The sequence below is a fragment of the Pseudoalteromonas sp. G5_S1_54_S4 genome, from assembly GCF_054968565.1.
In genome coordinates this window covers 33677-52128 of sequence record NZ_JBQKUL010000030.1, presented here as the reverse complement: position 1 = coordinate 52128, position 18452 = coordinate 33677, and the positions used below count along the sequence as shown (strand labels likewise).

At 39.4% G+C, this 18452-nt stretch carries 18 protein-coding genes and 1 pseudogene; 11 read left to right on the top strand and 8 right to left on the bottom strand.

What is annotated here, in order from left to right:
• Positions 1-82 precede the first annotated feature (82 nt).
• Complete coding sequence (locus tag ACTRWE_RS12395) at positions 83-523, top strand: type II toxin-antitoxin system RatA family toxin (protein WP_290218556.1); 441 nt, start codon at positions 83-85, stop codon at positions 521-523.
• Positions 520-843 (top strand): RnfH family protein, encoded by a 324-nt coding sequence (locus tag ACTRWE_RS12390; protein ID WP_013465524.1) that lies wholly within the window; start codon positions 520-522, stop codon positions 841-843. The genes ACTRWE_RS12395 and ACTRWE_RS12390 overlap by 4 nt, the downstream gene beginning before the upstream one ends.
• 50 nt (positions 844-893) lie before the next feature.
• Here the strand turns inward: ACTRWE_RS12390 and ACTRWE_RS12385 are convergent, their stop codons facing one another.
• Positions 894-1253, bottom strand: a complete 360-nt coding sequence (locus ACTRWE_RS12385) for an outer membrane protein assembly factor BamE (protein ID WP_013465523.1) — start codon at positions 1251-1253, stop codon at positions 894-896.
• A gap of 106 nt (positions 1254-1359) precedes the next feature.
• Here ACTRWE_RS12385 and ACTRWE_RS12380 point away from each other — a divergent pair, with 106 nt between their 5' ends.
• A complete protein-coding gene (locus tag ACTRWE_RS12380; protein WP_069438684.1) occupies positions 1360-1701 on the top strand; it encodes a GIY-YIG nuclease family protein in 342 nt (113 codons plus the stop codon).
• On the opposite strand, the gene ACTRWE_RS12375 is transcribed toward ACTRWE_RS12380, so the two are convergent.
• The 4 genes and pseudogenes from ACTRWE_RS12375 to ilvC form a co-directional block, all read right to left on the bottom strand.
• Positions 1647-2420 carry a M28 family peptidase gene (locus ACTRWE_RS12375; RefSeq protein ID WP_249362427.1) on the bottom strand — a complete coding sequence of 258 codons (774 nt, stop codon included), beginning with the start codon at positions 2418-2420 and terminating at the stop codon, positions 1647-1649. The genes ACTRWE_RS12380 and ACTRWE_RS12375 overlap by 55 nt on opposite strands.
• Before the next feature lie 139 nt (positions 2421-2559).
• Positions 2560-3749, bottom strand: a pseudogene (locus ACTRWE_RS12370) (tetratricopeptide repeat protein).
• A gap of 77 nt (positions 3750-3826) precedes the next feature.
• Positions 3827-5746 carry a methyl-accepting chemotaxis protein gene (locus ACTRWE_RS12365; protein ID WP_350608051.1) on the bottom strand — a complete coding sequence of 640 codons (1920 nt, stop codon included), beginning with the start codon at positions 5744-5746 and terminating at the stop codon, positions 3827-3829.
• 155 nt (positions 5747-5901) lie between these two features.
• Positions 5902-7374 carry a ketol-acid reductoisomerase gene (ilvC, locus tag ACTRWE_RS12360; protein ID WP_024602049.1) on the bottom strand — a complete coding sequence of 491 codons (1473 nt, stop codon included), beginning with the start codon at positions 7372-7374 and terminating at the stop codon, positions 5902-5904.
• A gap of 137 nt (positions 7375-7511) precedes the next feature.
• Here ilvC and ilvY point away from each other — a divergent pair, with 137 nt between their 5' ends.
• The 6 genes from ilvY (at position 7512) to ACTRWE_RS12330 (ending at position 12850) form a co-directional block, all read left to right on the top strand.
• Positions 7512-8417: an HTH-type transcriptional activator IlvY gene (ilvY, locus tag ACTRWE_RS12355; RefSeq protein WP_024602050.1), complete on the top strand. Its 906-nt coding sequence runs from the start codon at positions 7512-7514 to the stop codon at positions 8415-8417.
• 90 nt (positions 8418-8507) lie between these two features.
• Positions 8508-9554: a GGDEF domain-containing protein gene (locus ACTRWE_RS12350; RefSeq protein WP_024602051.1), complete on the top strand. Its 1047-nt coding sequence runs from the start codon at positions 8508-8510 to the stop codon at positions 9552-9554.
• Between the two features lie 111 nt (positions 9555-9665).
• Complete coding sequence (locus ACTRWE_RS12345) at positions 9666-10505, top strand: MipA/OmpV family protein (protein ID WP_024602052.1); 840 nt, start codon at positions 9666-9668, stop codon at positions 10503-10505.
• Positions 10506-10518: 13 nt separating this feature from the next.
• Positions 10519-10884, top strand: a complete 366-nt coding sequence (locus ACTRWE_RS12340; RefSeq protein WP_024602053.1) for a DUF3019 domain-containing protein — start codon at positions 10519-10521, stop codon at positions 10882-10884.
• Positions 10885-10898: 14 nt separating this feature from the next.
• Positions 10899-11591 (top strand): response regulator, encoded by a 693-nt coding sequence (locus tag ACTRWE_RS12335; RefSeq protein WP_024602054.1) that lies wholly within the window; start codon positions 10899-10901, stop codon positions 11589-11591.
• A gap of 26 nt (positions 11592-11617) precedes the next feature.
• Entirely contained in the window at positions 11618-12850 is a 1233-nt protein-coding gene (locus ACTRWE_RS12330; protein ID WP_462880094.1) for an ATP-binding protein, read from the top strand.
• A gap of 372 nt (positions 12851-13222) precedes the next feature.
• Here ACTRWE_RS12330 and ACTRWE_RS12325 read toward each other — a convergent pair whose 3' ends face one another.
• Both ACTRWE_RS12325 and ACTRWE_RS12320 read right to left on the bottom strand, forming a co-directional pair.
• Complete coding sequence (locus ACTRWE_RS12325; protein WP_010387988.1) at positions 13223-13444, bottom strand: DUF3820 family protein; 222 nt, start codon at positions 13442-13444, stop codon at positions 13223-13225.
• Positions 13445-13731: 287 nt separating this feature from the next.
• Complete coding sequence (locus ACTRWE_RS12320; protein WP_024602056.1) at positions 13732-15303, bottom strand: cation:proton antiporter family protein; 1572 nt, start codon at positions 15301-15303, stop codon at positions 13732-13734.
• A gap of 309 nt (positions 15304-15612) precedes the next feature.
• Here ACTRWE_RS12320 and ACTRWE_RS12315 point away from each other — a divergent pair, with 309 nt between their 5' ends.
• Positions 15613-16356, top strand: coding sequence for a sporulation protein (locus tag ACTRWE_RS12315; protein ID WP_013465509.1), 744 nt, complete (start codon positions 15613-15615; stop codon positions 16354-16356).
• Positions 16357-16405: 49 nt separating this feature from the next.
• Positions 16406-16849, top strand: a complete 444-nt coding sequence (locus tag ACTRWE_RS12310; RefSeq protein ID WP_462880093.1) for a GNAT family N-acetyltransferase — start codon at positions 16406-16408, stop codon at positions 16847-16849.
• 54 nt (positions 16850-16903) lie between these two features.
• Here the strand turns inward: ACTRWE_RS12310 and ACTRWE_RS12305 are convergent, their stop codons facing one another.
• Positions 16904-18259 carry a sodium-dependent transporter gene (locus ACTRWE_RS12305; RefSeq protein ID WP_024602058.1) on the bottom strand — a complete coding sequence of 452 codons (1356 nt, stop codon included), beginning with the start codon at positions 18257-18259 and terminating at the stop codon, positions 16904-16906.
• Positions 18260-18452: the final 193 nt, after the last annotated feature.

The window sequence follows — 18452 nt, the reverse complement described above, 5'->3', positions numbered from 1 at the left end:
CGAAGGATTCATTTAAGCGCGATGAAAGTTTGGGGAAACGCACAAAGCTTGCTAAAATTCCTGCACACAGTTGGGAGTGAGTATGCCACAAATAGAGAAAAGTGCGCTGGTTATGTACAGCACTAAAGAGATGTTTAATCTAGTCAATGATGTAGAAGCTTATTCGCAGTTTTTACCTAATTGTTCAGACTCAAAAATTATTAAGCAGCATGATAATAACATGACCGCCAGTTTAGAAATATCTAAAGCCGGTATAAAAAAATGGTTTACCACTGAAAATACGCTAATTGATGAGCAAACAGTGATGCTTCGCTTGGTCGATGGGCCTTTTAAAACCTTACAAGGTCGCTGGCATTTTCAGCAATTAGATGCGCATGCGTGCAAAGTGCATTTACAGCTAGACTTTGAATTTTCTAGTAAGTTAATAGAACTTGCGTTTGGTAAAATTTTTAATGATGTAGCTAAAAATATGGTGAGTGCCTTTACTCAACGTGCAAAAGCGGTATATGGAGAGCGTGCATGATCAATATTGAAATTGTGTTTGCGTTGCCAACGAAAGCAACCACGTTAAATATAGAAGTATTCCAAGGTACCACCGCAGAGCAAGCGGTGATCCAATCAGGTATTATTAAGAAGTGCCCTGAAATTGATGCAACCGCTTTAACTTTAGGTGTATGGAACAGAACGGTAAAGCTTAATCATGAGCTTAAAGACGGCGATAGAGTTGAAATTTACCGCCCATTAATTGCCGACCCTAAAGATGCCCGCAGAAAGCGCGCCGAAAAAGCCAAAGAAGAGGGCCGCGCAAATAAAGTAACTGGTGGCCGACCGTTAGATCGTTAGATACAAAAAAGGTGAGCCATGCTCACCTTTTTAAATTAAACCCAAATGGCTTATTGCTCTAAAGGGGTTGTAAAGTTTTCTGGTTGCTCATAGTCACCAGAGACCGTTACCAACTTTTCATTTTCAAAGTTTAATACTAATGATTTATATTGTTCATTAGCGCGCCCTTTATTAAAGCTATAAACGTAACGCCAGGTATTTTTATCGAAGGCGTCTTCGGCAATCGGTCTGCCTAGTACATAAATTACTTGCTCGCGAGTCATATTAACGCGAAGCTTATCAACGTCTGATTGTTCTAAAAAGTTACCTTGAGGGATGTTGATTCTGTACACCCAGCTAGAACAACCTGCGGCTGAACTAAGCGTTAAAGCGACAATAAGCCAAAGAGAAAAAGTTTTTAACGACTGCATTGTTAGTTGTGATCCTTATTTTTTATAATCTGCATGATACCGATTAGTCACTCAAGGTAAAACCCTTTTGAGTAATTGTTTTTGTTTAGCGCGTTAAGGCGAGGTTTTGACCATTAATAATCAAAAAAGTTTAAACGATGAGTTGTGCAATAGTAAAAGTAAACCGGCTGTTTGGTCACTGTATATTGTGCAAACACGGTTTGGTCATTGGTATACCGGCATTACAGTTGATGTAGCGCGTCGTTTAGCAACGCACCAAGCGGGTAAAGGGGCAAAAAACCTCAAAGGGAAAGGACCGCTGGTGCTCATTCATCAGCAACAAGTTGGGACTAAAAGCGACGCAAGTAAATTAGAATATGCGATTAAAAAACTTCCACGGGCAAAAAAAGAGGCTTACGTTGCTGCTTTTAAGGGGGGGCTGAATACCTCAGGGTTTGTCAAAAGCTGATTAATAAATTCCTCAATTAGCAATACGGCTTCTTGATAGAGGGGAGTGTTAATATTTTCGAGCGTATCTTTGGCACTATGGTGGTAGTTATCTGCCCCCATAGAAAAGTACACATACGGAATTTTTTGTTTAGCGAATGAATAATGGTCGCTGGCTCTGCGCCAATCTATTTGTTTCGTGTTGGTGAGTCGGCTCATTTTTCGTGATGAATAAACAGGCTTTAATTTGATCTTGTCCCCGTTAATCTGAGTAAATAACGGATTAAGCTGGGCTTTTAAAGATCGACTTGTTAGCGCGTATAAACGCTTATGTGACTTTTTAATTGCCAACATATCTAAGTTAATATTTAAAACAATCGGGAGCTGGCGTATTGTTTTAGCAAAGTGCTCACTGCCGTGTAAACCATTTTCTTCAGCGTCTGTTGCAACAAACATAAAACGATATGAAGAAGAATCCGTTAGCGCATTCGATAAATAAAGTAATGCAGCAACACCCGAGGCATTATCGTTAGCACCTGGGTGTAATTTTCCTGCTTTTAGACCTAGATGATCATAATGCGCAGTAATAACAATTACAGGTAAATCTTTTACAGTATTAGTGGCAATAATATTAACGCCTTGTGCGCTAGAGAACAGCCCTGAGGAATAAGTAAAAGGTTGTTCACTTACTGTAAGTTGATGCTCTTTGAAGCGTGTTTTTAAATACTCCCTTGTGAGCAAGGCTGCCTGGCTATTCGTTTTTCTACCAGCTAACTCCGAGCTGGTTAATATAGTTAAATCAGCTAATAATTGCGGCTCAATCTGTTTACAAAGGCCGCTCCAACTTATAAAAACTATGATACAGGTTAAGCTAAATAATTTAATGATGATTCGCCTTAGCGGTGAGTGACTTTAATGCGATAAGCTTATTGTCATAGCGCTGTTTTTCATGATCAAAGTCTGCTTTTTTTCTAGCTTTACGCAAATGAAACTCCGCTCTAGTTATATTATTTAATTCAAAATAACTGCGCGCTAGCCCAAAGTGGCTTTCATGAAGTGTCGGTGACATAGCGTTTGCTTTTTTATAATGGCTAATTGCATTTGCGTAATCACCATTTACATAGTCACTGTTACCAAGCGATATATGATAGTAAGGGTTTTCTTGGCGCTTTTTGTCAAGCTTTGCCAATAGCTTTTCGCCTTCGGCTACTCTATCTGTAAGTTTATATAATAATGCTAAATTACCTTGCGCAGTATTATCATTGGCGTTTAAGGCAATAGCATAGCTGTACATTTGCTCCGCTTGCTTTAAATCATCTAATTGTTTAAAGAGTACCCCTAAATTGCCCCAGCTAGCACTAAATGAAGCATCGGTATTAATTGCGGCTTTGAAATAGCTATACGCTAAATCATAGTGTTTATTTACCAGTGCCTCACCGCCTTTATTATTATAAAACATGGCGGTCACTCGTTTTTTGACAGCGATGAGGTTGCAAAACGGGCTTGTCGGCTATTGGGGTCAAAATCAATAATTAAGCGCTTATTACGCTGATAAACAAGTGAGCTGTCTTTGAGCTTAGTTTTATTGTCTATGGCAAGGTTGATGTGCCCAGTGAGTAAATTAAATCCTTGATTTAACGCCCAGTACTCAGGAACATGTACTTTTTGAAAGCGGGCTTTAAGGCCTAAATGTTCGGCTAAGCTATACGCTAAAATAGAGAGGGAAAGACAATTAGCATTTAAATTTTGATAGCTTTGAGATGCAGTTTGTGTGCTAGTAGATTGGTAAGATAGTGAGTTATCACCATTTGTGAGTAAAAAACTAAGTAGACTATAGGCAATTTTATCAGCCGATTTATTTTTTTGTACATAAGCACTTAATTGCTGTTTGAGACTCTGGTCGAGTTGAAATATTTGCTGCTCAGACTCGATAGGCTGCTGTTGAAGTTGCATTGGGGGGGTAATAATAGGGATTGGCACGCTTAAATTGGCGTTATTTGTAGTGCTACACGCACTTAAACTCAGCAAGCAGACAGCCAGTAAATAATGTTTACCTTGAACAGCACTCATACACACCTCTGTACAAAAAACACACTTAAGTATAGTGGTTATTTTGTACAGAGGTTATTTAAAACGTAACAAACTATTTAACGCTGCTGATTAAACGTGGCAACGAGTGCATCAAGTGTTTGTGCGCTGGTGGCTAAATCACGAATTGCTTGTTCGGTATTTATTTGTTCACTCATTGATTTATCACTGATCTCACTAATTTGCTCAATACTACGACCCACATCGTTCACTACACTGCTTTGTTGTTCGGTGGCTGTGGCAATTAGAGTTGCCATATCGTTAATTTCATTCGCTGTTTCAGTAATAGTATTAAGTAACTCAACCGAGTTTTGCATTGCGCTAACGCTTTGTTGGGCTTTATTTTTTGATTGGCTAATATCATTTACAACATCATCTGAAATTTGAGTGAGCTCTTCAATCATTGATTGAATTTCAGTGGTTGATTGCGACGTACGATTCGCCAGCGCTCTTACTTCGTCAGCAACGACAGCAAAACCTCGACCATGTTCACCTGCACGTGCAGATTCAATGGCTGCATTGAGAGCCAGTAAGTTGGTTTGCTCTGAAATCCCTCTAATTGAATCTACAATACTGGCAATGTCTATGGTTTTTTTAGAAAGCAGTGCAACTTGCTCGGTAATACCATCGATGTCGCTGGCAAGGGCTGAGATTGTCGTCTGGCTTTGTAATACTTGTTGATGGCTTTGTTTGGTATTATCGCGACTATCGTTGGTTAACTTAGCTGCATTCGCTGCACTTTGTGCTATTTCTTGCACTGTAGCGCCCATTTCATTGATCGCTGCAGCAACTGAAATAGTTTGCTCTTTTTGTTTATCCAGCGCTAAGGAGTTTTGTTTTGCTTGCGCAAAGACATGATCAGAACTTTGACGAATACCATGGCTTTCATCAGCGACTTGCACAATGGCGGTTTCTATTTTCTCAATAAACTGGTTGAACCCTGACGTTAAATTATTGAGTTCAGGTTGAGGTGATGCTGGTAGACGATACGCTAAATTAGCATCACCGCGGCCTAAACGAGAAAACAACTCCGCCATTTTTGATAACGGTGAGGCTAAAGAGCGAGCTAACAAGTAACTTATCACGCTTGCGATAAGTGCTGTAATGATAGTAAATGTGAATATTTGCCACTCGAGGGTGTTTACACTTGCGAATACCTCGCTTTTTGGTACTTGAGCCAACACAAATAAGTCGGTGTTTTTAATTGGTGTGGCAGCAATCAGCGTCGCTTGTCCGTTAATATTTACTTCTTCTAAAGTAAAACCATTTTCATCAAGTAATTTGTTATGAATATTAGCACTGTAAATACTATCTATATTAACCTTAGCGACTTTAGCTGCATCTTTGTGTAGCTGAATTAAGCCACTTTTATCGGCAATAAACACAAACCCTGATTGCTCAATTTTAAATTGTTGTAGCAGCTTTTGCATATCTGTAATGCTTTTTGCTAAGCCTGCCAAGCCTAAACCATTAGGTTGTTGGTGGTTAACAAACATTTTTACATCGTTTTCAGACTCTTGATAAATACTAATTGAGTAAGGTTGCTTTGATTGTGTAAAAGCAAAAAACCAGCCATCTGCGGCATCATTTTTTAAAACACGTAAAAAGCCATCTTGATTCCAATATTGTGCAGTGTTTTTATTCGCCCATGAAGCCGTGGCAAGATCGTATTGGTCAACCAAACGATTGAGCTCTTTAAGTAATAGCGTGTCGTTGTTGTTGCCAGCATTTGCCCAATCTAAAATAAAGGTATTTGCCGAAAGCTGCTGTGCTGCACCAAGAAGTTCATTGATCTCGCCACCAATATGATTACTGATTGTTTGCAATTTACTTGGCAATTCAGATTCGATCATGCGTTGCTCAATAATATTCTTTGAGTTATGCAAAGACGTCAAACCAATTAATACAGCAACACAAATAGCAATAATGCTTCCAAGGGCTGTTATTTTTTGAGTAATAGAGAGATTTTGTATCGTCATGATAGTGCTTATATTTACAACTGAGGCAATGAGGGGAATTATTTTAGCACATTATTTATTTTCAGCTATTGATGATTAATTTGCACTTAAAAAAGCCCACAGCAAAATGCAAGTGGGCTTGGTTTCTAACAAGTGAAAGTTCTAGGACCCTTGGGTTAAACTATTTTTTTCATTGCAGACATGTAGCCGCGTAATTTTGCGCCTACTTTCTCAACAGGGTGCTCACGTAGAGCCGTATTTATTTGAATTAAAGTTTGGTTATCAACTTGATTACTTTGTTCATTTAATCCTTTACCAATAACATCAGTATCAATACCTTGCATAAATTCTTGTAGAAGCGGCAAACAGGCATGGTTATATAAATAGCAGCCGTACTCAGCGGTATCTGAAATAGTGCGGTTCATTTCAAATAACTTTTTGCGTGCAATAGTATTGGCTATCAGCGGCGTTTCATGCAGTGACTCATAATAGGCAGATTCTGCAATAATACCGGCCGCTGTCATGGTTTCAAATGCCAGTTCTACACCCGCTTTTACCATTGCCACCATTAAAATACCGTGGTCAAAAAATTCTTGCTCAGCAATTTCTACATCGCCTGCAGGGGTTTTTTCAAAATGAGTTTCTGCAGTTTCAGCACGCCATTTTAGTAAGTTAGCGTCATCATTTGCCCAGTCTTCCATCATTACACGTGAAAATGTGCCATCGATAATGTCATCTTGGTGTTTGTTATAAAGAGGACGCATAATTACTTTAAGCTCTTCACTTAGCTCAAACGCTTTAACCTTTGCAGGGTTTGATAAGCGGTCAAGCATGTTTGTCACACCGCCATATTTAAGTGCTTCTGTGATCACTTCCCAGCCATATTGAATTAGCTTTGAGGCATAACCGGCATCAAGGCCTTTATCAATCATTTTATCAAAACATAAAATAGAGCCAGTTTGTAGCATGCCACATAAAATGGTTTGCTCGCCCATCAGATCAGATTTCACTTCAGCGATAAATGATGATTTAAGTACCCCCGCGCGATGACCACCTGTACCTGCTGCATAGGCTTTTGCTTGTGCCAAGCCATGGCCCTGAGGATCATTCTCTGGGTGAACCGCAATTAATGTAGGTACACCAAAGCCGCGTTTATACTCTTCACGTACTTCTGACCCCGGGCATTTTGGTGCAACCATAATAACGGTAATGTCTTCACGAACTTGCATGCCTTCTTCAACAATATTAAAGCCATGTGAATAGGCAAGGGTTGAGCCGTGTTTCATTAATGGCATGATGGCATTAACAACTGCAGTATGTTGTTTATCAGGTGTTAAGTTAAGTACTACATCGGCTGTTGGGATTAACTCTTCATATGTACCCACTTTAAAACCATTGTCAGATGCATTTAAGAATGACTGACGACGCTCAGCAATGGCTGAATCACGTAGTGTATAGGCTACATCTAAACCAGAATCACGTAAGTTTAAGCCTTGATTTAGGCCCTGAGCGCCACAGCCTACAATTACCAATTTTTTACCTTTAAGTGCAGCAACACCGTCGTTAAATTCGTCTGCGCCCATAAATTCACATTGTGCCAATTGCGCTAATTGTTCGCGTAAAGGTAAGCTATTAAAATAATTTGCCATGATAAGTTTCCTATTAATTCAGTTTGTTAGATGCATTGCTTTTGCTTTGCTTGGAATAACAATATGGAAAATCTTTTCTTGCGTAAAATGATATATTTGAATTAAAGTGTTTCATAATATGAAATACTGGTGTTGTTATGGATCATAAGCATTTAAATTACTTTTTGGCGTTGGCAAAAACGCTTCATTTCTCTCGTGCCAGTGAGTTATGCCACATAAGTGCGCCCACTTTAAGTCGTAATATTAAGCAGTTAGAAGATGAAGTAGGGGTGATGTTATTCCAGCGTGATAATCGCAGTGTAAAGCTTACCCGCGAAGGCGTTGCATTTAAGGAGTATGCCAGTGCAACACTTAGTCATTGGCAGCGGTTTAAAGCTAATTTAAACGAACCGCAACAACATATTTATGGCAATGTGAGCCTTTATTGCTCCGTTACCGCGTCTTACAGTTTTTTGCATCATATTTTAGAGCAACTGAGAGCTCAGCATCAGCATATTGAAATTACCTTAAATACGGGCGATCCCGCCTTGGCTATTAACCGAGTGTTAGATGGACATGAATCTATGGCCATTGCAGCCAGACCAAGTAAATTACCAGCACAAATTGCATTTGTAGATATTGGCTACTCGCCATTGGTATTAATTGCACCCACTATTCAATGTCCGATCACAGAAAAATTAGCCACTAGTAGCGAAACTATTGATTGGTCTGAGCTTGAATTTATCGTTGCTGAACAAGGATTTTCAAGACAAAGGTTGGAGCAGTGGTGGCGAAAAAATAATGTCCAAGGAAAAATTTACGCGCAAGTGGCAGGGCATGAAGCTATGGTATCTATGGTGAGTTTAGGGTTAGGCGTGGCCATGATCCCAAAAATTGTACTCGATAATAGTCCGCTTAACGATAAGGTTCAGGTTTTAGAGTATAAAGGCGAACCACCACAAGGGTTTAAAATTGGTTTGGCTGTATTACATAAAGAACTAAACGACCCTGCTATTAGTGCACTTTGGAATATTGCACAAAATATGGGGGAAAACATAATATAGGCTTGTTGGATGATAAAAAACTGTTAATATAAACCGCTAATATTTATGTGTTTATTAACATCTTTGTTGTGATGTCTAAGAGTTTTAATTATGGATAATACGGTTTCACTTGCTCATTCTGCCCAGTGTTTAAAAAAAGCCATTCCGTTGATGGTTAAATACAAAATGCCTGTAACGCCAATAAATTATGCTATTTGGTACTGTTATGTACAGGGCGACAACCCACAACTAAACACAGAGCTTGATAAAGTCATCTCTTTGCACAATACGTGTTCAGCTCAAACCGCCCAAGAAATTTTTAATAAGCATATTAATGACGAAGAGCTTGCATTTTTTCAACAAATGTCTGAAAGGTTTCATGGCACCGTAGAGCAAATGCAGTTTGATCTTAGTGACTCCATTCAATATTCGAAAAGCTTTACTACCTCGTTAGTTGATTCACAAAATGAATTAAAAACGCTCTCTAGTATTAACTCATTTAATGAGATCCTTTCTTGCGTTGAGCGCCTAACTGACGAATCAATTGCGATGCAAGATTACGCCCGTGGATTCCAAACCAAATTAGCGCAAGCGTACAACGAAATTAAAGATTTAAAAGAAGCGCTTAGCGTGACCCAAGAAGCGGTTGATAAAGATTCCTTAACCGGATTATTTAATCGCGGTAAGTTTGATACAGACATTGTTGAGTTTTGTTTGCACGCCTCTTCACAAAATGAACACGGTAAATTAGCGGTGTTGATTATGTTCGATATTGATCATTTTAAACGTTTTAATGACGATTTTGGCCATCAAAAAGGCGATGAGGTACTCAAGCTAGTCGCTCAAAAAGTGCAAAATAGTGTACAAGAGCAATACAGAGCTTATCGTTTTGGTGGTGAAGAATTTTGTATTACGGGTTACTTTGAAAGCATTAATGATGCGATGGCATTTTGTAATCAGCTTCGTTTGAGCATTGCCAAATTGACGATTCGTAAAAAAGAAGACAGTAATAATAAACGTAATATTTCAGCCAGTTTCGGCATTGCTTTAATGGAACCCTTTAGTAAAAGCTGTTTATTAGTTGAAAAGGCAGACAGAGCACTTTATTTAGCTAAAACCCATGGTCGTAATCGGGTCGAAATAGCGGCCGATATGTAAACGTGTTCTGTTTGTATCAAATTTGTTAATGATTGTAACCCTCTAGAGCTTGTGTTCATACTACTTGCTACTATAGGGTCAAAGCCACTTTATAAACTAGCGATTAACTTCATGCGGTTCCATCTGAGAATAAACACATGCCTGTTATTAGTGCTATTAAGCACTAATGCGATTGCTCAGAAGCAGCAACATATATCCACTGATGAGCTTAACCTTAGTGTGAGTGTTGGTGTTGGGGTGATCACTAATCCTCTGTATGGTGCAGATAACATCCCCTTAGTTGTTATTCCGCAAGTGGCCTATTATGGTCAAAATTGGTTTTTTGATAATGGCCGCCTTGGTTATTCTTTTTTACAAAGCAAACAACATAACGTTAGTTTTGTGTCAGAAATTAACCCTGAGTCACGCTTTTTTATTGATTGGCATCCACAAAATATTTTCCCCTTTAAAACAACCGCTGAGAACGAGATATTAGAATCGCTACACACTGACTCACCTCGTCAAGTAAATATAAATAATATACAAAAAAGACGAGTCGCACTTGATGCCGGTATCAGCTATTTTTTTGTAAAGCAGCAGCAAGTATTTTCTGCGCAATTATTGCATGATGTAAACAGCGTTTATAATGGCTACAGGGGATCGTTGCAATGGCAATATCATCATGAGTTTAAGCAATTAACGTTAAAGTCGACTTTAGGCGTTAATTACAAATCAGCCCAACTAAATAACTATTTTTATGGTTTAAATAGCGCTGAATCTATTTATGGTGAAATAGAAGTTGGTAGTAGTTGGCAACCTTATGCTAAAATCGACGCCCGTTGGCCTGTAGATGAAGTCAACGCGCTTCGTTTTCATTTAGCCTATTATGACTATTCAGCAATGGATAGCAGCCCGCTTTTTGAACATGACTATTCAATGACCGCCTTTATAGGATTCGAACATACATTTTAATATGAAGTGTTTTATGTTGGTTGTGCTTGCAGCTTCATTTTTTAGCAACGTTAGTTTTGCAAAAGCCTCTTCACTTAACGTATCACCCAAAGTCTGTGTGGTTTCCGAACAACAAGAATTTTGTGATCTTGAGTTAAAATTTAAGTGGCAACTGTCAGCGGCTAGCGATGTGTGTTTATACCAACAAGATACACAATTACAATGCTGGCAAGGTGCAAAAAAAGGCCAACTTAGTTATAAAGCGCGTGTTCAGGTGGAGACCATATACTCCCTGATTAATCCCCATACAGGTGTATCGTTAGCGAGTGTGCAAATAGAAGTGCAAACCGCATACGCTAAGAAAAAACATCGGCTACGCTCACCTTGGAGCTTTTTTTAATTTAGGAGCAGTAAATGCCAAAGATATTACTTGTTGAAGATGATTTAGGGTTGCAACAATTAACCAAAGACTATCTTGAGCATAATGGCTTAGAAGTTGACGTTTTAGAACGCGGTGACGAAGTGTTTCCTTATCTTAGTGAAAACCACGTCGACTTGATCATTTTAGATGTAATGTTGCCAGGAAAAGATGGCTTTAGCGTGTGTCGACAAGTACGCGATAAATACACTCTCCCTATTTTAATGCTAACAGCAAAGGGTGAAGACTTCGATCAAGTTATAGGCTTAGAGCTCGGGGCTGACGACTACGTTATAAAACCGGCAGAGCCGCGCGTACTACTTGCTCGAATTAGTGCATTACTTCGCCGTGGACAGCCAAGCGTTAAAGCAATTGAAGAGCTACAATTTGGTGACTTATCAATAGATAAAACCAGCCGTATTGTAAAGCTGAGCGATGTTGAAATTGTCCTGACTTCTCATGAATTTGAATTGCTGTGGTTATTGGCTTCAAATGCTGGTGAAGTGCTCAGTCGAGAGCATGTCCATCAACATATGATAGGGCGTGAGTACGACGGGTTAGACCGCACGGTGGATGTTCGTGTATCACGCATTCGTAAAAAGCTCGGTGATAACAGTGATAAACCCTACCGAATTAAAACGGTGTGGGGGCAAGGCTATTTGTTTGTTTCTGATGCTTGGGATATGTAATAAATGCAAGGTATTAGGCTAGGTTAATGGGAAAGCTATTTATAAGCCTTTACGTGTATATTATTGCCTCTTTGTTTATTGTTAGTGGCGTTATAGAGCAGTTTTGGCCCTATGATGAATCTCAGCAAAGTGTATTGTTAGATGACGAATTCGGGCAGTCTTTATGGCTGCTTTCACAAACCCCAGATGGGCTTGAGCAGCTTAAACATAATTTTGATAGCCAAGTCATTGCCCTGCAAGATCTGGTGCTCCCACCAGAACAGCAAGCACAACTATTTCAAAACCATTACCTTTATTTATATGATAAACAGCAGCGTATCGTTTGGTATGTAACGCTAAATAATTCACAATTGCTACAAGTAGGCCCTGTAGGTGTTAAACACAGCAGCTCCGGGACTGTGTTACCGTATTTACTGGTGTTGTTTATTATAAGTTTACCAATAGGTTTGTGGAGCTTTTTGTTGTGGCGAGACTTTGCAAAGCTGAGTCATGCATGCGAGGCAGTGGGTGGCTCGCAAGACTTTCAATTAAGCCATGGCTCAAAGTCATTCTTCTTACCCATCACCGATACATTGCAAGTAATGCAGCAACGTATTGAGTTTTTACTTAGTGCTCAGCAAGAGCTCACCTCTTCTGTATCTCATGAATTTAGAACGCCATTAGCGCGGTTGAAGTTTGCTATTGCAATACTCGAGGATAAAACTCACGATACCAAAGCACAGCAGTATTTATCTGACATGCAAATGGATATTCATGAACTGGAGTCCTTGGTATCTGAAATGTTGGAATACGCCCGTTTAGATACACAGCAACCTAGTCTACAATTAGCCCCTTGCGATATCGTTGCATTAATTAAAACTAATATTGAAAAAGTAAACTTTGATACCCGTATTAAACTAACAACAACGCTCCCCACTCAATTTATTTACTTATGCGATAGTCATTTTATGTCGCGGGTGCTGCAAAACTTAATCAGTAATGCACTTAAACATGCCTCGAAAAGTGTACATATTAGTTTAAGTAGTGCCGATGAAAAGTTACTGCTAGTGGTTGAAGATGATGGCCCTGGTATTGCCTTCTCTGAGCGCGAAAAAGTATTTAAGCCGTTTACACGCTTAGATAAAAGTCGTGATAAAAAAACCGGTGGGTTTGGGTTAGGGCTGGCGATAGTGAGTAAAATTGTGTCATGGCATAAAGGGCAGTGCACGATTGAAGACTCTACACTGGGTGGGGTTAAGTTTATTATTAGCTTAGACTAGGGTCTGTTGATCTTTCAAGGTTGAATTTGCAGCAGTCTGTTTGGTATTTAGGCAAGGCAGAGCCTATGTGGTGTATTCCCCATAAATAGGCGATAACGCAGCATCAATGTCAAACAGGCGCTGCCCGAAGGGTTCTGCCTAGGGGCGATTTACTCTTTGTTGCTTGGTTTTTACTTAGCCCACTAGGTTACAAACCTCGCGCCGCGATTAAACCGCCCCTAGTTTGAACAAATTTTAATCCGCAAAGGTCAACAGACCCTAGTAAATTCCACACAATAAAAAAGCGCCGTAAAGGCGCTTTTTTGCGGTTTAAAACCAAAAAATCAACAAGTAGCAAATAGATAGACAGGCCACTTATAGAAAAGTTCTATTTTATTTACTATTTTTTTCTAGTAATGGCATCAACATTTGCTCTAAACCATTAAGCTTCACTTCGTACATCATTGCAAGTTGAGAGCCGAGCTTGCTATCAGGAAAGCCTTGCTGTTTAAACCACACTAAATAAGGCTCAGGCAGCAAAAGTAAGGGGCGTCCCGCATATTTACCAAACGGCATAATGGTATTAATGGCGACTTTAAGTTGTTGAGGATCCATTATTGACATCTTTTATGAGTAGAGGTGTTAAGTGTAAGGGATAATAAAGAAATAAAATAGGCTGTAACGGGCAAGTAACAGCCTATTGATAGAGGGAGTAGGCCCTCTAATTTGAGAATCTTATTGGTTAATTAAAAGCAAGGGGTCCAGTTGTGTATATTTTATTTAAATACACACTTAGGTATTAGCTTTACTAAACCAACACAGACATTTTACCTTATTTTTAAACGTATAAAATACGCAGATGTAAAGGAATGTAAATGCAATCTATTTGCATCTAAACCCTATTAAGGAAACAGGGTTTGCTTTACATGCTCTGCAAAACCGCTACCTGCCTCTAAGTAAAAGTTGTAAGTAGAGTCTATTCCCATTTCTTCTAATTCTTTTTGCTGATCGGGGTAGTTGGCAATCGCCGTTACTTGCCCTTTATAACCCGATGCTTGTAATTGCTCTAAAGCAAAAATATTTTGCATGTGCTTAGGCATAGCTAGCATTACCATTTCAACGTGGGAGTGGTTAACACGTTGCCAAAAATCAGGATCGGTGGCATCGGCAATTAATACTCGGCGACCTCGCTTTACATGCTTATCAACTACCTCAGGCTTAATATCAATACCTGCAACAACATCCGGATGAGTTGCGTTTATTGTTTCATAGGCACCTGTGCCAATCCTACCCATACCAAAAATAACAATTTTTGTGTCATTTAAGTTTACTGGGAGCTCTTCAGCTAAGCGGGTTTTGCTTTCAAACTTTAATAAAAAGCGTTCAATTTTAACGTATAGCTCGTTAGAGCGTTTATTTAAAGGAGAAGCAATTACAAAGGTGATCGACACCGCAATCGCAATAACAGCAAGCCACTCAGAGGTAACCATGCCGGTAGATGCGGCAACTGCACACACAATCAAACCAAATTCGCTAAAGTTAGCTAGGCTAAATGCTGTTAACAAAGAGGTACGCGCACGAAGTTTAAATAGGTTGGTTAGTATGTAATAAAGCAGGGTTTTAATTGGAATAATTAATACCAGCACTAAAGCGACGACTAAGGAGTGGGCAGTAAGCTCTGCACTTAAACCAATGCTTAGGAAAAAGCCAACTAGCAATATATCTTTTAGGCTAAGCAATGACTTAGACAATTCACCGGCTTTTTTGTGTGGTGCGAACATCATACCTACAATCAAAGCACCTAAATCACCTTTGAGACCTGCAAATTCAAAGGCGTTATAACCTGCTACTAAGGCAAAGAAAAACCCAAATAGCGGCAGTAACTCACCATGTTTAGAGCGGTTTAACACCCAGTACATAACAGGGCGAAATAAAGGTAAGGCAATAATTAACCCTAAGGCCCAAATATTCGGCAACTTACCGGTACTGACCGCTAAAAATATAACCGCAAATATATCCTGCATAACTAAAATACCAATGGCTATTTTACCGTGCAGGCTTGCCATTTCACCGCGCTCTTCAAGAACTTTTACCGCAAATACGGTGCTTGAAAAGCTCAGAGCAAAACCAACTAACAGCGCACTTTGCCAACTTAAATCGACGAATAATGGCAGTGCAAAAACACCCAGTAGTAGCATAAAGCCACTAAATAAAGCGCTGCTTAGAATAATATGTAAGGTGGCCGGAGCCCAGACTTGAGGTTTTATTAAATTTGAAATTTTAAGCTTGAGGCCAATACTAAAAAGTAGCAGTGTAACCCCTAAAGATGCAATTGTTTCCAGCAGTTCCGTGCTTTTATAACCAGCTAAATTAAGAATAAATCCAGCCATAAGAAAGCCGATAAGTGGCGGCAATTTTAGCTGGTATATACCAAAACCGCAGACGAAGGCGGTAGCAAAATAAATTAGTTCCATAGTTATTAATACCACTTTTTTAGGCACTGTAGTGTAGCGAAAAACAATGCTTATTGACAATTAATCTACTTATTTAACGCAGTTAGTTACGTGATAGTGAGTATTTATCAAATGATTGCTACTGTCAGTTTATGCAGAGGTAAAGTAGCTTTAGTGTATAAAAAATGCACATATATGGCTAGTTTTATGGTAAACAGCATGTAAATAGCAGTTTTTCGCTGACAAGAGCTTTTAAATGTGGTTAAGATGCCATAACGAAGGAGTTTAAGCGTAAGCAAACATTAGAGTTGCTTAGCTTAAGGAGAAAATATGTTTAAAAAGATTTTAGCATCGGTAGGCATTGGTGCCGCCAAAGTAGATACTATTTTAGAGACCGAGCATCTTCAGCCGGGGCAATTATTTAACGCGCAAATTGTAATTACTGCAGGTGATGTGAGCCAAGAAATTACCGGTTTAGACTTAATGTTAGTTACCCGTGTAAAAGTGGCGAGTGAAGACGGTGATTATTTCACTAATCATGTGATTGACCAGTGGCGCATTACCGATATTGGTATTATTGAGCCCGGTGAAGTAAGAACTATTCCGTTTGAAGCCCGTTTACACTCAGAAACGCCTATAACTGAAATTAATGCAGGTTATAATCAATCTTATGTATGGTTAGAAACAGGCCTTGATATTGACCTTGCGCTTGATCCAACAGATAAAGACCATTTACACATTTATCCTAATGAAGCGGTTAAAACATGCATGCAAGCGATGGAAAAGCTTGGTTTTAGTTTAGTTAAAGCCGATGTAGAACAAGGCCATTTACGTGCCCCTACTTTTCAATCTGTATCGGGATGTTATCAAGAGCTTGAGTATCAGCCTAATAGCCGCAGTTTGTTTGGCATAAAAGAAATTGAGTTGTCGTTTATTCCTGAAGCGCATAAAACCCATGTATTGATTGAATTAGACAGAGCGTTTAGAAGTGATGGCTATGTTGATTTAACCATAGAGCATGACCATGTTAATTTATCGCAGTTATGTGATCAGCTAGAACGGTTATTTGCTTAACAAAGTGATAGGGGCTTTAAGCAGCCCCTGTAATAAAAAAGGTGTTTAAATGGCGTTTAAATGTGAGCCATTCTCTGCGCTCGACTCCCAAACCCTATTTTCAATCATGCGTGAACGTGTCGATGTATTCGTTGTAGAACAAGCATGTCCTTACCCCGAACTTGATGATCACGATATCGCAGACACTACACATCATGTCTATTTACTTGATGGGCTATCGGTGCATGCCTATGCCCGTTGTTATGAAAAAGATGCTCAGTACAGTGCGATAGGGCGTGTATTAGTTGCTCAATCACAGCGAAGTTCTGGATTAGGCAAACAGTTAGTCAATGAAGCAATAGCATGCTGTAAGGCGCAATGGCCGACTCGCGGTATTTATATTGGCGCACAAACCTACCTACTGAATTTTTATCGCTCATTCGGTTTTGAATGTGTTGGTGATGAATATATAGAAGATGGCATACCCCATCAGGATATGATTTTAAAGCAGTAGTATTGATCCACTAAAAAGGCCCACTGATGTGGGCCTTTTTTATGCATCTTTAAACTAGCTTAGTAGGGAATGTAAAAATACTAAGCTAATGGCAATAGGGCATACAAACTTAGTATACCAAGGCCATATCTTCCAAAATAACGTATTATGCACCTCAGGGTTACCTTGTTGAATCGCTTTAAGTAGTGACGATCTGTACCAGATCCAACCTACAAATATACAGCACATAAGCCCTAATAAAGGTTGTGCAACTTTGGTTGTTAGGGTGATCACCAAGCCAAATAAAGTGCCTAGGTTACACACTATGGTAATGCTCACTATGGCAATTAAAGCGCCTATTAACCACGTTGCTTGAACACGTTTCATCGCAAAGCGCTCTACCGTGTACGACACTGGCGCTTCTAACATGGAAATAGATGAAGTTAGTGCGGCAATACTCATCAATGCAAAAAAAGCAAAGCCAACAAATAAACCTACACCACCCATGCCATCAAATAAGGCAGGCAATACCTGAAATACGAGAGTATCTTCAGAGAGAAGTTTACCTGTAGTTGCAGAGAATATTTCAACACCTTGCGCTTGTGCCACGTACATAGCAGGGATGATCAATAAACCCGCTACAAACGCTATAAACACATCAATTAAGGTTACATACGCGCCAAGGGACACAAGGTTTTCTTTTTTACTGATATATGAGCCATATATAATCATCACACTGGTGCCCAGTGACAATGAAAAGAAAGCTTGGCCTAAGGCACTCACTAACAATGTAGGGTCAAAAATAGAAGAAAAGTCAGGGACTAAGTAAGCTTTTAACCCCTCAACAGCGCCTTCTTGAGTCATCACGTAGGCAATTAGGGCAAACAAAATACCGAGCAGAGCGGGCATTAAGCGTTTAGACCATTTTTCGATGCCGTTTTCTACACCGCGGCTGATAATAGCAACAGTTAAAATAATAAATAAAACAGTGAAAAGAATATTACGAGTAAGCGATTGCTCACTTAACCATAAAGAGGCGGCATCAGCGCCGACCAATGTGGTTACCGGTTCTAAAGTGGCACTTAACATCCAACCGGCAACAATGGCATAAAAACTTAAAATAAATCCAGCACATAAAATACCACCAAAACCGACAGCAAAGGCAAATTGCTTTTGCCATGGTCGCGTGGTTAATTTAGTTAATGAAGAAACCGCATTAGCTTGCCCATGGCGACCTATCATCAGTTCTGCCATTAGCGCGGGGTAGGCTAAAAAGAAAGCCAGTACTAAATACGCGACTAAAAATGCAGCGCCCCCATTACTTGCTGTTTGGGTCGGAAAACCCCAAATATTACCCAAGCCAACAGCTGATCCTGCCGCAGCCATTATAAAACCAAAGCGGGAGCTAAACTCACCTCTTACTGCACTCATATTATTCTGCTTCTCTATTTTTTCGACGCCGTGACAATCTACTGGAATTATAATTAAATAAAAAGTGCTTATTTGTCTCTGTTGCACAATTATTGCGTTTTATTTAGCTGTATAAATAACACGTGCGTATTTTGATTATAAATAGCACAATTTTTTTAATTATATTTCGTTTATCAGCTGTATTGAGCATCTT